The 12,778-nt window shown below is 71.3% G+C and carries 14 protein-coding genes; 4 read left to right on the top strand and 10 right to left on the bottom strand.

What is annotated here, in order from left to right:
• Positions 1–59: 59 nt before the first annotated feature.
• The 4 genes from ACZ61C_RS18890 to ACZ61C_RS18875 all read right to left on the bottom strand — a co-directional run bounded on the left by ACZ61C_RS18890 (position 60) and on the right by ACZ61C_RS18875 (position 4,804).
• Positions 60–974: a redox-sensing transcriptional repressor Rex gene (locus ACZ61C_RS18890; RefSeq protein WP_465308372.1), complete on the bottom strand. Its 915-nt coding sequence runs from the start codon at positions 972–974 to the stop codon at positions 60–62.
• A gap of 342 nt (positions 975–1,316) precedes the next feature.
• Positions 1,317–2,879 (bottom strand): molybdopterin-dependent oxidoreductase, encoded by a 1,563-nt coding sequence (locus ACZ61C_RS18885; protein WP_465308370.1) that lies wholly within the window; start codon positions 2,877–2,879, stop codon positions 1,317–1,319.
• A 166-nt stretch (positions 2,880–3,045) separates the two neighbouring features.
• Positions 3,046–3,282 carry a glutaredoxin family protein gene (locus ACZ61C_RS18880; protein WP_465308368.1) on the bottom strand — a complete coding sequence of 79 codons (237 nt, stop codon included), beginning with the start codon at positions 3,280–3,282 and terminating at the stop codon, positions 3,046–3,048.
• A 10-nt stretch (positions 3,283–3,292) separates the two neighbouring features.
• Complete coding sequence (locus ACZ61C_RS18875) at positions 3,293–4,804, bottom strand: AMP-binding protein (protein WP_465308366.1); 1,512 nt, start codon at positions 4,802–4,804, stop codon at positions 3,293–3,295.
• 312 nt (positions 4,805–5,116) lie between these two features.
• Here ACZ61C_RS18875 and ACZ61C_RS18870 point away from each other — a divergent pair, with 312 nt between their 5' ends.
• From ACZ61C_RS18870 to ACZ61C_RS18860, 3 genes are all read left to right on the top strand, one after another.
• On the top strand, positions 5,117–5,809 hold the full coding sequence (locus ACZ61C_RS18870) for a sigma-70 family RNA polymerase sigma factor (protein ID WP_465308364.1): 693 nt from the start codon (positions 5,117–5,119) through the stop codon (positions 5,807–5,809).
• Between the two features lie 115 nt (positions 5,810–5,924).
• Positions 5,925–6,995, top strand: a complete 1,071-nt coding sequence (locus ACZ61C_RS18865; RefSeq protein WP_465308362.1) for a DUF5667 domain-containing protein — start codon at positions 5,925–5,927, stop codon at positions 6,993–6,995.
• Between the two features lie 110 nt (positions 6,996–7,105).
• Complete coding sequence (locus tag ACZ61C_RS18860; protein ID WP_369904172.1) at positions 7,106–8,008, top strand: HAD family hydrolase; 903 nt, start codon at positions 7,106–7,108, stop codon at positions 8,006–8,008.
• Positions 8,009–8,059: 51 nt separating this feature from the next.
• Here ACZ61C_RS18860 and ACZ61C_RS18855 read toward each other — a convergent pair whose 3' ends face one another.
• The 5 genes from ACZ61C_RS18855 to ACZ61C_RS18835 form a co-directional block, all read right to left on the bottom strand.
• Positions 8,060–9,067 (bottom strand): lysophospholipid acyltransferase family protein, encoded by a 1,008-nt coding sequence (locus ACZ61C_RS18855; protein ID WP_465308359.1) that lies wholly within the window; start codon positions 9,065–9,067, stop codon positions 8,060–8,062.
• Entirely contained in the window at positions 9,064–10,107 is a 1,044-nt protein-coding gene (locus ACZ61C_RS18850; protein WP_465308357.1) for an NAD-dependent epimerase/dehydratase family protein, read from the bottom strand. The genes ACZ61C_RS18855 and ACZ61C_RS18850 overlap by 4 nt, the downstream gene beginning before the upstream one ends.
• A 259-nt stretch (positions 10,108–10,366) precedes the next feature.
• Positions 10,367–10,468 (bottom strand): 30S ribosomal protein bS22, encoded by a 102-nt coding sequence (locus tag ACZ61C_RS18845; protein ID WP_007030867.1) that lies wholly within the window; start codon positions 10,466–10,468, stop codon positions 10,367–10,369.
• A gap of 166 nt (positions 10,469–10,634) precedes the next feature.
• A complete protein-coding gene (locus ACZ61C_RS18840; RefSeq protein ID WP_013222402.1) occupies positions 10,635–10,850 on the bottom strand; it encodes a helix-turn-helix domain-containing protein in 216 nt (71 codons plus the stop codon).
• Positions 10,851–11,032: 182 nt separating this feature from the next.
• Positions 11,033–11,593, bottom strand: a complete 561-nt coding sequence (locus ACZ61C_RS18835; protein WP_465308355.1) for a carboxymuconolactone decarboxylase family protein — start codon at positions 11,591–11,593, stop codon at positions 11,033–11,035.
• Positions 11,594–11,635: 42 nt separating this feature from the next.
• Here ACZ61C_RS18835 and ACZ61C_RS18830 point away from each other — a divergent pair, with 42 nt between their 5' ends.
• Positions 11,636–11,959: a winged helix-turn-helix transcriptional regulator gene (locus ACZ61C_RS18830; protein WP_465308353.1), complete on the top strand. Its 324-nt coding sequence runs from the start codon at positions 11,636–11,638 to the stop codon at positions 11,957–11,959.
• On the opposite strand, the gene proC is transcribed toward ACZ61C_RS18830, so the two are convergent.
• On the bottom strand, positions 11,956–12,765 hold the full coding sequence (gene proC, locus ACZ61C_RS18825) for a pyrroline-5-carboxylate reductase (protein WP_465308351.1): 810 nt from the start codon (positions 12,763–12,765) through the stop codon (positions 11,956–11,958). The two genes, ACZ61C_RS18830 and proC, sit on opposite strands and share 4 nt — an antisense overlap.
• Between the last annotated feature and the right edge of the window lie 13 nt (positions 12,766–12,778).

Here is a 12,778-nt window from a genome sequence, read left to right as displayed (position 1 = left end):
GGCGCTCGGTGAGCGCCTAAGCGGTTGCGCTGTGTTGAATGATTCACTCGCAAGCTCGCTCATGAGCGCACCACCATTTCCCGTCCGCCGTCCGGACCCGACCCGTTCCGCCCGCCTTTGCCATTGTCGGACGGCAGGCCCGCGCCGGGTAATCCGGAAGTGCCCTGGTTCCCAGCGGCATCATCCGCCCTGCGGGCCACGTGAAATGACAGTATCTGCAGCTCGACGGCCAAATCCACTTTGCGGACCTCGATGTGAGCAGGAACCTGCAACACGACCGGGGCGAAGTTGAGGATGCACTGGACACCGCCCGCGACCAGGCGGTCACACACCGACTGCGCCGCGGTGGGCGGGGTGGCGATCACGCCGATCGAGATGCCGCGCTCGGCGCAGACCCGCGGGATGTCGTCCATGTGCGACACCAGCAGGCCGCCGACCGGCACGCCGATCAGGTCCGCGTCCAGGTCGAACAGCGCTTCCACCGGGAAGCCGCGCCCCGGGAAGCCGCCGTAGTTGGCCAGCGCGTGACCCAGGTTCCCGATCCCGACCACGGCCACCTTGTGCTGCCGGGTGAGGCCGAGGATGCGCTCGATCTGGCTGACCAGGACGCTGACTTCGTAGCCGACGCCGCGGGTGCCGTAGGAGCCGAGGTACGAGAGGTCTTTGCGCAATTTCGCGGAATTGACGCCCGCGGCCTGCGACAGCTCTTCGCTCGAAACGGTCGTCGCGCCCTGTTCCGACATTCCGGACAGCACACGGAGGTAGACGGCCAGGCGCGCGACGGCGGCTTCGGGGATCTGCTTCGCCCGGACGGCCTCGGGGGCATCCCCGTTGCGGCCGTTCCCGTCGGCGGGTACGGCGGGCATCTCGGCCGTCGGCGCGTTGTCGGCGTCGGGCGTGTCCGGCCGGCGTGACCGCCGCGATGGCCGGCCCGGGGAGTCCGCCGCGTCGCGCCTCCCCCGCTGTGTCACCACGCCGTCGTCTCCTGCCCGCTGTGCACCCGGCGGCCATCGCCACGGCCGTGCCGAACTGTGTCTTGACCCAGGGCGCGGAGTCCGGTTCGATGCCGGACCGCCCGAGGGGCGATGGTCCTACGGTAGACCACTTGTGAACGCGCGCACAAAGTCACTGGTCGGAGGCGGTTCCCGGCGACCGGGACGGCCCGCCGATCATGACACGGCGTCAGAATCCTTGTCCGCCAGGCACTTCCGCCCGCCCGGCCTCAAGCGCCCCAATGTGGCCTTCGGTGCGTCAGACGCACCCAAGGGGCCCTTCGGTGCGTCAGACGCAACCAAGGCCGCCTTGGGGCGCTTGGGTCAGTGCGCGTCGAGCGTCACCGAGTGCCAGCCGGTGGCGCCGTCGGGCACCGGGTCGGCGCGGTTCTCCGTCTGGGTGTAGCCGTCCTGGTCGGTGGCCCGGACGAACGCCTGGTGCGTGCCCGCGGGCACGTCGAGCTCGATCCACCACAGGCGCCAGGTGTCCTTGCTGACCTCGGCCGAGAGCGTCGCCGGCAGCCAGGCGCCCTGGTCGAGCCGGACCTCGACCTTCGCGATGCCGGTGTGCTGCGCCCACGCCGTGCCGGCCAGCCGGACCTTGCCCGCGGTGACGTTCGCGAAGCCGGCCGGGGTGTCGATCCGGGACTCCGTCTTGATCGGCGCCTGCTCGGCCCAGCCGCGGTTGAGCCAGTACGACTGCCGCGCGTCCCACTTGGTGAATTCGAGGTCCTTGACCCACTTGGTGGCGGACACGTAGCCGTACAGGCCGGGGATGACGATCCGCGCCGGGAAGCCGTGCTCGACCGGGAGCGGCTCGCCGTTCATCCCGATCGCCAGCATCGCGCCGCGTGCCGGGTCGAGCGCGACGTTCGCCGGGGTGCCGCACGTCCAGCCGTCGACGCTCGTCGCGTACATCTGCTCGGCGCCGGCCTGCACGCCGGCTTCGTCGAGCAGGTCGACGAGGTCGACGCCGAGGAACGCCGCGTTCGAGATCAGCGGCCCGCCGACCTCGTTGGACACGCAGGTCAGCGTCACGCGCCGCTCGACCAGCGGGCGGTTGCGGATGTCGGCGTAGGAGAACGTCACCTCCTTGTCGACCATCCCGTGGATCTTCAGGCCCCAGTCCTCGGTCCGGATCTGCGGCACGACCAGCGCGGTGTCGATGCGGTAGAAGTCCGCGTTGGGCGTGATGAACGGCGGTGAGCCGAGCTTCACGAAGTCGGCGTCGGCGGGCAGCGGCGGCGCGGTGCGCGCGGGCACGAGCGGCCCGACGGCGGCCCGCGAGTCCTCGGCGTTCGAGCTGGTCCCGGCGACCTCGCCGACCACCGCCGCGAGCCCCGAACCCGCCGCGACGCCGACGCCGGCCCGCAGGAACTTCCGGCGGTCGAAGCCGCGGTAGCGGACGACGTCGGGCGGCAGGGCGAGCCGGTGCAGCATCGTGAACACGACCAGCCCGGCGACCAGCGCGGCGACCGGGGCGAGCAGGGAGACCTGCCCGAGGTCGGTGCGCACGAACACGGCGGCGACCCCGGCGGCGCCGAGCAGGAAGACGAGCACCTGGCCCGCGCGCGGCGTCTTGCGCGAGAGCTGACCGGCCAGCACCGCGAGCAGGACCAGCACCACGCCGAGCCCGACCTTGAGGATCGGCTTGTCCCAGGTGCCCAGCGTCCGCTCGGCCCACTTCACGATCGCGGTCGGGCTGTGGTCGATGACGTAGTTCGCCACCGCGATGAACGGCGAAGCCGTGTACCCGACGAAGCCCGCGACGAAGTGCCCGACACCGAGTGCGGCAGCGAGCGCGAGAAGCCCGATCAGGGTCGAAACGGGCAGCGAGAGCCGCCGCGGCGCCTCGGCCGGGGCGGGGGCGTCCTGGACAGTGCTCACGCCTCCATCTTCGACGCGGTAGGCCGTTCGGGTGGCCCGGCACTGCTTACGGACTTGTTACCAATCCGGCCAAAAGCAGGCCGCCTGCCCCGCGGCACGCAACTGTTGCCACGAAGCCATTCGGCCGTGGCTGTGGCCGGATTGGTAACGAACGGCACAGCACGGCTCAGGCGAGCGCCTTCCGCAGGCGGTCCTCCTCGACGCGCCAGTAGCCGTGCTCGGCGCCGTCGACCAGGATCACCGGCACGCGGTCGCCGTACTCCGCGCGCCACTCCGGGTCCGTGTCGACGTCCTCGGCCGTCCACGCGACGCCCAGCTCGCCGCAGATGCGCTCGACGTCCGCCTCCGCCACCTCGCAGAGGTGGCAGCCCGCCCGGCCCATCACCGTCACTACCTGTGCCATGACGTCCTTATTACCGCAGCCGCACGCGGCGCAGCTTGCCGGTGGCCGAGTGCGGCAGCGACTCGGCGAACTCGACCGCGTGCGGCACCTTGTACCCGGCCAGGTGGGCCGCGCACTGGTCGACGACCTGCTGCTCCGACAGCGACGCCCCGGCGACCGGCACCACGAACGCCTTCACGGCCTCGCCGCTGCGCTCGTCGACAACCCCGACCACCGCGGCCTCGGCCACCTCGGGCAGCTGGGCGATGACCGACTCGACCTCGTTCGGGAAGACGTTGAAGCCGTTGACAATGATCAGGTCGTTGGCCCGGTCGACCAGGTGCAGGTCGCCGTCGACGTCGAGGTAGCCGACGTCGCCGGTGCGGAACCAGCCTTCGTCGTCGGGCCCGTGGCCGCCGTCGGGCCAGTAGCCGGAGAACAGGTTCGCGCCGCGGATCGACACGAGCCCGGTCTCGCCTTCGGCCTCGAAGACGTCGTCGACGTCGTCCGGGTCGAGCGGCACGGCCTGGTCGGTGCCGTCGCTGTCGACCAGCCGCAGCTCGACGCCCGGCAGCGGGCGACCGACCGAACCCGGCTTCGGGTATCCGGTGACCAGCGTCGACGTGACGACCGGCGCGCACTCGGTGAGGCCGTAGCCCTCGTAGACGTCGAGGCCGGTGGCCTCGCGGATCGCGCCGAGCACCTTCGGGTGCAGCGGCGCGGCGCCCGACGTCATCCGCCGGACGGTGGCCAGCCCGCGGCCGAGCTCCTCGGCGCCGAGCGCGGCGAACTCGCCGTACATCGTCGGGACGCCGGTGATCGTGGTGACGCCGTGCTCGGCGCAGTCGGCCAGCGTGCGCTGCGCCTCGAAGCGCTCCGAGAGGATCGCGGTCGCGCCGACGGAGACGGCCTGCAGCAGGCCCGGCCCGAGGCCGTAGACGTGGAAGAGCGGGATGGTGACCAGCACGCGGTCGTCGTGGGTCAGGACGCCTTCGACGTGGCTGAGCTGCTCGAGGTTCGCCAGCAGCGCGCGGTGCGAGAGCATCACGCCGCGCGGTGGCCCGGTGGTGCCCGAGGTGTACGACACGACGGCGATGTCCTCGCCCGCCCGGCCGGCGTCGACGGGTTCGACTGGTCCATCCGGGTCAGCTTCGGGAGTGAGACCGATCACTCCGGCCGGCAGCGCCGTATCCGTGTCGCGATGAACGACAACCTTGGCCCCGCTGTGCTCGAGCAGCTTTTCGAGCTCGGGTCCCGGCGCCTGCGGCGACAGCGGCACCACGACCGCACCGGCGCGCAGCGCGCCGTAGAACGCGACCACGAAGTCGGCCGACGTCGGCAGCCGCAGCGCGACCCGGTCACCGGGTGTGACACCGGCACCCACAAGTGTCTTGGCCTGGGCCTCCACGACCGCCGCGAGCTCACGGTAGGTCAGCTTCCGGCCGTCGCCGGTCTCGTGCACGGCCGGGTGGTCCGGCCACGTCGCCACGGCCCGCGTGAGCAACCCGCCGACCCCCGACTGCGTCTCCTCTGGCGCACTCACCCGCGGTCCACCTCTCGTCGCCCGGCCAAACCGTTGCAAGTCTGTCATTGGGAACGACGTCATGGGCGCACGCCGCGAGTGTCCCCTCTTCGCAACCCCGGAGCCACTACCTACTTCGCGGTAACTACACGTATGCTGCACTGCGTCGCGGGGTGGTGTTGATCACCACTGCGACCGGAGAGAGGGAGTCGCCGTGACGAACTTGCCTGCCCACGAGGCCGTGGGGCATGCGAGCCGGCAGGCCCCTGCTCGCCCGGGTTCCGGGGGTACCGTGACCCACTGGGTCCGAGCCGCCGCCGGAGGTGCCCGCCGATGACCGTGCCGACCACCGTGGGCCGCGGGCCCGTCTTCATGTTCGCCGAGCGCGTCTTCGGGCGGTCGTCGACCGTGCCGCTGAGCAGGCAGGCGTCCGACGACGAGCGCGCCGAAGCGGCGAAAGCCGAGGCCTGGGACCTGGTCCGCGCCGCGCAGGACGGCGATTCGTCCGCTTTCGGCAGGCTCTACGACCGCTACGTCGACGTCGTCTACCGCTACGTGCTCTTCCGGCTGGGCGACCGCGACCTCGCCGAGGACGTCACCAGCGAGACGTTCCTGCGCGCGCTGCGCCGGATCACGTCCGTGAGCTACCAGGGGCGTGACGTCGGCGCCTGGTTCGTCACCATCGCCCGCAACCTCGTGCTCGACCACGTGAAGTCGAGCCGGTTCCGCCTCGAAGTCGTCACCGACGAGGTGACCGAACCCGGTTCGGCGCCGTTTTCGGTCGGCGCGACCGCGCAGGCTGGCCCCGAGCAGGAGGCCATCAGCCGCGCGACCCGCACCGAGCTGCTGCGCTGCGTCGCGGAACTGGGCGACGACCAGCGGGAATGCATCATCCTCCGGTTCCTGCAGGGACTGTCCGTGGCCGAGACGGCCCAGATCATGAACCGCAACGAGGGCGCGATCAAGGCGCTGCAGCACCGCGCGGTACGCCGTCTGGCACAACTTCTGCCCACCGGATTGCGCTGAAACCCGCAACTTTTCGAGCTCTTGACCGAATCCGGTAACCCTGACGGCTTCTGGATCGTTACTCCTCGCAGACCGGTGTCAGGACCGGCCACGGGCCCGAGATGGAGCTGGCGCAGTGAGGTTTGCGCGTGAGCGAGCCGAGATCGACCGGTTCGCGCGTGCTTTGGAGCCGTCCCCGGTACGCCGGGACGGCGAGTTCGCCGACGAGCTGGCCCTCGTCGGCGCGCTGCGCGAGCTCGGTGCGGCCGGGGCCCCGGACCTCGAGACCCGGCAGCGGATCCGCGCGGAGATCGCGGGCCGCCTGGAGACGGCGGCGGCCACCCCGCGTCGGAGGTGGCGGCCGCGGACCGCCGACCTGGTGGCCGCCGCGCTCTTCCTCTTCCTGGTGCTGTCCGGGCTGACGCTCGTGCTCTCGCGCAACGCGCTGCCGGGCTCCCCGCTCTACGGCGTCAAGCGCGCCGGGGAGTCGACGGCGCTGGGCCTGACCTTCGGCGACCAGGCCAAGGCCAAGAAGCACCTCGAGTTCGCGACCAACCGGATCACCGAGCTGTCGCAGCTGACGACCGAAGGCGCGAGCGAGGCCGACTACCGGACCGCGTACGACGACTTCGCCGCGGACCTGCGCGCCGGCGTCGCCGAGACGGCCGCCGTCGCGACCAGCGACGGAAGTGCGCAGGAGCTCGCCGACGTCCGGCTGTGGGCGCGCAACCAGGCGGCGCGGCTGGCCGCGGCGCAGCCGGCCCTCCCGGCGGACGCGGCGACGGTGTTCGGCGACGTCCGCACCCTGCTCGGCAAGGTCCAGGAGCGCACGAGCGGGCTGGCCGCCCGGATGAGCTGCTACCAGATCACCACCGGCTCGTCGGACGACCTGGGCCTGCTGCCGGCGACCGGCGAGTGCACGCAGCGGCCGGCGCCGTCGTCCGGCGGGGAGCCGTCCTCGGCGCCGACGTCGCCCTCGGCGGCCGAGAGCACCCAGCCGACGCCGACCGGCACCGAGCTGCCGCCGTCCGGCACCACGGCGACCCCGGGCTCGCCGCAGCCGACCGGCGGCGTCACCCCGCCGCCGGTGTACGGCGAGGTTCCGACGACCACCCCGCGGCTGCCGGTGACGTCGACCTCGAAGCCGCCGCCCCTGGTTTCCATCCCGCCGCTCATCCCGGGTCTGCCGCCGATCGTGATCGGCTGAGGTCCGGGCCACACCTGCGACGGCGCGGTGGGCGGCTCGCTACGCTGTGCGAAGGACCCGTCCCCGCGCAGGGACGTGGCCGGACGTGGGCAGACGTGGAGGCGGTGTGCGTGTCAGCTTGGCGTGGCAGGGATAAGAGTCAGGAGCTGGAACGGCTCGCCGCGCTCGCGGGCGAGGCGTCGGCCGAGGCCGCCCACGCCCGAGTGGTTTCCGAAGCCGCCGAGCCCCCCGCCCCGCCCGCGCCACCGGACCTCACCGCGGCCGCGTTCTTCGACGTCGACAACACGATGATGATGGGCGCGTCGATCTTCTACTTCGCCCGCGGCCTGGCGGCGCGCAAGTTCTTCACGTCGTCCGACCTGGCCGGGTTCGTCTGGGGCCAGATCAAGTTCCGGCTCGGCGGGCGCGAAAACAAGGAAGACATCAAGACCCACCGCGAGCGCGCACTGTCCTTTGTGGCCGGCCGCACGGTGGCGGAGCTGACGTCGATCAGCGAAGAGATCTACGACGAGCTGATGGCCGACAAGATCTGGTCCGGCACCCGCGCCCTGGCCCAGATGCACCTCGACGCGGGCCAGCGGGTCTGGCTGGTGACGGCAACACCGATCGAGCTGGCGGCGATCATCTCCCGCCGTCTCGGCCTGACGGGGGCACTGGGCACGGTGGCCGAAACCCGCGACGGCGTGTACACGGGCCGCCTGGTGGGCGACCTGCTGCACGGCCGGGCGAAGGCTCACGCGGTGCGCGCGCTGGCGTCCCGGGAGGGGTTGAACCTCAAGCGCTGCACGGCGTATTCGGACTCGGCGAACGACATCCCGATGCTGTCCGCGGTGGGGACGGCGGTGGCGGTGAACCCGGACGGCGGCTTGCGTGACGTCGCCCGCGCGCGCGGCTGGGAGATCCGCGACTTCCGGACGGGGCGTAAGGCGGCGAAGATCGGGGTGCCTTCGGTGCTCGGCGCCGGAGCGCTGGCCGGTGCCGTGGCGGCGGGAATGGCCTACCGCCGCCGCTGACCCGGACACCCGTGTCGTCCCTTGAATCACGCGAGTCGCGACGACACCGCCTCAGCCGCGGAAGACGGACTTCCGCTGTGAAAGCCGCTGGTAGAGCGTCTGCTGGATCGACTCCCGCACCTGGTCGGTCAGCTGGAACACCAGCATCGGGTCGTCGACGGCGTCCGGGCCGTAGGAGTCCGTTGCGATCGGCTCGCCGAACTCGATGCTCCACTTCGTCGGGAGCGGGATCGCGCCGAGGGCGCCGAACAGCGGGAAGAACGGCGTCACCGGGAAGTACGGGAGGCCCAGCATGCGCGCCAGCAGCTTGATGTCGCCGAGCTTCGGGTAGATCTCCTCGGCGCCGATGACCGACACCGGGATGATCGGCACGCCGGCGCGCAGCGCGGCCGACACGAACCCGCCGCGGCCGAAGCGCTGCAGCTTGTAGCGGGACGAAAACGGCTTTCCGACGCCCTTGAAGCCCTCCGGCCACACGCCGACCAGCTCGCCCCGCTCCAGCAGGCGCTCCGCGTCCGCGTTGCAGGCCAGCGTCTGGCCGGATTTGCGGGCGAACGAGCCCACCAGCGGCACCTGGAACACCAGGTCGGCGCCGAGACCGCGCAGGTGGCGGCCGCCCGTTTCGTCGTGGACCGCCACCGCCGTCATCAGCGAGTCCAGCGGCAACGTGCCCGAGTGGTTGGACACCAGCAGCGCGCCGCCCTCGAGCGGGAGGTTCTCGACGCCGTGGGTGTCGACGCGGAACCACTTCTTGTACAGCGCGCGCAGCGGCGGCAGGAAGACGGCGTCGGTCAGCTCGGCGTCGAAACCGAACTCGTCGACGGTGTAGTCGCCGGTCAGCCGGTCGCGGAGGAAGCCGAGCGCCGAGCGCGCGGCGTCCGAAAGCGGCTCGGGGGCCGGCTGGTCCGCGCGCGGGAACGCGACGACCGGAGCGTCACCGCTCTGGTCGCGCGGGTCGGCCTCCGGCTTTTCCCGGCCCGGCCCGTGCAGGGGGATGACCTGCGCCTCGGCACCGCCCACTGTCTCCGCCTCGCTTTCGAACTCATGTGGCCTGCTCACCGGCTCTGCCCCGTCGCCGCGGCGACGAGCACCTTCCCGGCCAGGCCCGCCAGCTTGCCGCCGTCGAGCACCGGCCGGAGCCCGCGTCCGACGACGTAATCGTCGAACGCCTCACGCGTGGTCCACCGCGGGGTGTACCCGAACTCCTGCTTCAGCTTGGTGATGTCGACGACCCGGCCGAAGTTCAGCAGCCGCACCTGGTCGGCGGAAAAGTCGACGACGCGGGCGCCGCGCAGGACCTTGCCGACCGACGGCACCACCGTCCGCGGCATCGGCAGCTCCACCCGGCCGGCTCGCCGGATCGCCTGCGAGAGGGTGAGTACCCCTTCCGAGCCGACGTTGAAGACGCCGGGCTTGTCGGCCAGGGTCGCGCGCTCCAGCACGGCCAGCGCGTCCGACGAATGCAGCAGCTGGATCCGGGCGTCGTAACCGAAAACGGTCGGCACCACCGGAAGCGCGAAGTAGCGCGAAAGGACGGTGTCGGTCGACGGCCCGATGATGTTGGCGAAGCGGAACAACGTCGTGGTGATGTCGGGACGGCGCCGCACCAGGCCGCGCACGTACCCCTCCATCTCGACGGCGTCCTTCGCGTATCCGCTGGTCGACGTCGGGATGAGCTCGGAGTCCTCGGTGAACACCGCCTGCGAGCGGGCGCCGGCGCCGTAGACGGCCGCCGTCGACTTGACCACCAGCTTGCGGACCAGCGGCGAGCGCTGGCAGGCGGCGAGCAGCCGCATGGTGCCGATGACGTTGACTTCCTTGATGGCCGTGCGGCGGCCCGGCCCGGCCGGGTGCGCGGTGCAGGACGCGTGCACCACGGTGTCCACTTTGGCCGTGCTGATCACCTTGGCGATCAAGGGGTTCCGGATGTCCGCGCGGACGAACTCCGCGTGGCCCATGCGCTGCAGGACCGTCTTGTCCGGGGGGACCGTGTCGACACCGATGACCCGTTCGAAGTCGGCGTTGTTGCCCAGCCGGGCGAGCAGTTTCCCGCCCAGTTCGCCGGCGACCCCGGTCACGAGCACGATGTTCGACGGCATACGACTCCCTGCGGCGTAGGGCGTGTGGGGGGTGGACGATCACCCGAGGTGCGCGAACCTGCACTCACTGGAAGCATCGCGCGGACGCCCTTGAGATGTTACCGCTCATCAGTGGTAGCACCGGGTTGTCTTACGTGCTATTAACCGCCGGCCCCCGGAAAGCGACGAAGGCAACACTCGAACGGGGGGACGGGTCCACCACATGGACGTGGCCCGTCCAGAGACTGGACGGGCCACGGTCACGCTCGGGCTGGCAGGCTTACTTGCCGGCCTTACGACGCTGCACTCGCGTGCGGCGCAGCAGCTTGCGGTGCTTCTTCTTCGACATGCGCTTGCGGCGCTTCTTGATCACAGAGCCCATGGGCGCTCCTTAGGTCGTCGTCGGTAACGCTGCCCGGCGCAGCGTCCAACGGGTGGAGCGCACAGGCACGAGCGGTCTTCCAGGTTACCCGTGACCCTTCGCGGGCCGGTCGGCGGGCACGTTGTAGCGCTGCGCGCCGCTGGCCACGGCGTGCCCGGCGACCGGATCAACCCACGTCGTAGTAGGCGCCCTGGAGGTACTCGTGCACTGCTTTCTCCGGCACCCGGAAGGACTTCCCGACCCTTACGGCGGGCAGCTCACCCGAGTGCACGAGACGGTAGACGGTCATCTTGGAGACCCGCATCAGCGTGGCCACCTCGGCGACCGTCAGGAACTGGACCTGCCCGACTGCCGGCAGATCCTCCTTCTTGTTCGGCGACATGTTTACCGCGTCCTTCGACACGTGTCGCGCCACGAGGCTTCCCCACCTGTGGTATCGACACGCACGTGCTCTATCGAGAGTAGCGGGACTGGTGGGACTAATGCGACGCCTGTCACCGAGATGGGCTCCTACCAGCGCTAACGCACGGGCACCCGCTCGTGCAAGACCGCAGGAATCGCCCATTACGGCGAAACCGGGCGCTCGGTCCCCGGTTCGGGCGGCAGCCGCAGGGCGCGGACGGTGAACGAGATGGCGTGGTACCAGCCGCAGACGAGCAGCAGGTCGAGCGCGCCGTCTTCGCCGACGACGTCGACCAGGGCGGCCCACGCCTCGTCGGAGAGGTCCGACGTCGTGTGCAGCTCGTCGACGGCCACGAGGACCGCGCGGTCGCCGGCGTCCCAGCAGCCGTCGGCCGGATCGCCGTCCGCGAGCGAGCGGAGCTGCGCGTCGTCGAAGCCGGCCTTCGCGGCGAAGGTCGCGACGTGCACGCCCCACTCGTAGCCGGCGCCGCACCGGGCGGTCGTGCGGGTGATGACGAGCTCACGCTGCCGGACGCTCAGCGCCGAGCGTCGCGAGAAGTAGTACCGCCCCCAGTTCGCGATGGCGTCGACCAGGTCGGGGCGCCGCGCCCACACGCGGAACAGCTGCAAGGGCGGGCCGAGCTGCTCGATCGCGGCCGCCGCGGCGGCGTCGTACGGCGGCTCGAGGGGTGCGATCCGAGGCTGCTTCGATTTCAGAGGCATGACCGGCACGCTAACATCGGCCGCTTCGGAAAGGAAAGCACTTTGACGACTCCCCTGCCCGGCCGCCCGGTCCGCGGATCGGCCACCGGCCGCCCGGTGATGGCGCTGCTCGACCTGCTCGGCCGGCGCTGGGCGCTGCGGATCCTCTGGGAGCTGCGCGACGACGCGAACCCGACGTTCCGCGAGCTCCAGCGACGCTGCGACGGCGTCTCGTCGAGCGTGCTGGCCACCCGGCTGCGCGAGCTCGGCGAAGCGGACCTGGTCGGCCACGCCGAGGGCTACACGCTCACCGACCAGGGAAAATCGCTGTTCGAGGCGCTGGTGCGGCTCGACACGTGGGCGAACGACTGGCGGCCGAGGGCCTAGTCCTCGTGGGCCTTGCCCAGCTCCACGGACCGGTCCCTCGCCGCCTCGATCGCCGCGAGCAGCGCGGCGCGGACGCCGTGTTTCTCCAGCTCACGGATGGCGTTGATGGTCGTCCCGGCCGGGGACGTCACGGCCTCGCGCAGCAGCACCGGGTGCTCCTCCGACTCGGCGAGCATCTTCGCCGCGCCGACGGCCGACTGGATGATCAGCTGCCCGGCCAGCGCCCGCGGCAGGCCGAGCAGGATGCCGGCGTCGATCATGGCCTCGACCAGGAAGAAGAAGTAGGCGGGCCCGGAGCCCGACAGCGCCGTGACGGCGTCCTGCTGGGCCTCGGGCACCTCGACGACCTGGCCGACGTGCGAAAGCAGCTCACGCACGACCGCGAGGTGCTCGGCGGTGGCGTGCCGCCCGGCCGACATGGCGCTCATGGCCTCGCCGACCAGCATCGGCGTGTTCGGCATGACCCGCACCACGGGAACGCCCTCGGCCAGCCGCCGCTCGTACAGCGAGGTCGGCAGGCCCGCGCACAGCGACACGACCAGCGACGACGGCCCGAGGAAGGGCGCGAGCTCGGCGAGCACGGGGTCGATGTCCTGCGGCTTCACGGCCACGACGAGGACATCGGCCCGCTTGGCGGCTTCCTCGACCTCGACGCCACGGATGCCGTAGCGCTCGGTCAGCTCCTGGACGCGCGCCGGGTAGCGCTCGGTGAAGAGGAGGCCGTCCGGCTCGTGGCCGCCGTGCAGCAGCCCCGAGAGCAACGCCTCGCCGATCTTCCCCGCACCCAGCACCGCGATGACCGTCATGGCGTAAAGCGTG

This window comes from Amycolatopsis sp. NPDC104587, assembly GCF_055583645.1.
The sequence above is the reverse complement of the archived record's forward strand: the minus strand, read 5'-3'. Positions and strand labels throughout refer to the sequence as shown.

Bases quoted from the DNA above. Each gene is read 5' to 3' on its own strand.
- ACZ61C_RS18880 (WP_465308368.1), bottom strand. From the start codon at position 3,282: ATGGCACAGGTAGTGACGGTGATGGGCCGGGCGGGCTGCCACCTCTGC.
- ACZ61C_RS18870 (WP_465308364.1), top strand. From the start codon at position 5,117: ATGACCGTGCCGACCACCGTGGGCCGCGGGCCCGTCTTCATGTTCGCC.
- ACZ61C_RS18850 (WP_465308357.1), bottom strand. From the start codon at position 10,107: ATGCCGTCGAACATCGTGCTCGTGACCGGGGTCGCCGGCGAACTGGGC.
- ACZ61C_RS18845 (WP_007030867.1), bottom strand. From the start codon at position 10,468: ATGGGCTCTGTGATCAAGAAGCGCCGCAAGCGCATGTCGAAGAAGAAG.
- ACZ61C_RS18840 (WP_013222402.1), bottom strand. From the start codon at position 10,850: ATGTCGCCGAACAAGAAGGAGGATCTGCCGGCAGTCGGGCAGGTCCAG.
- ACZ61C_RS18835 (WP_465308355.1), bottom strand. From the start codon at position 11,593: ATGCCTCTGAAATCGAAGCAGCCTCGGATCGCACCCCTCGAGCCGCCG.
- proC (WP_465308351.1), bottom strand. From the start codon at position 12,765: ATGACGGTCATCGCGGTGCTGGGTGCGGGGAAGATCGGCGAGGCGTTG.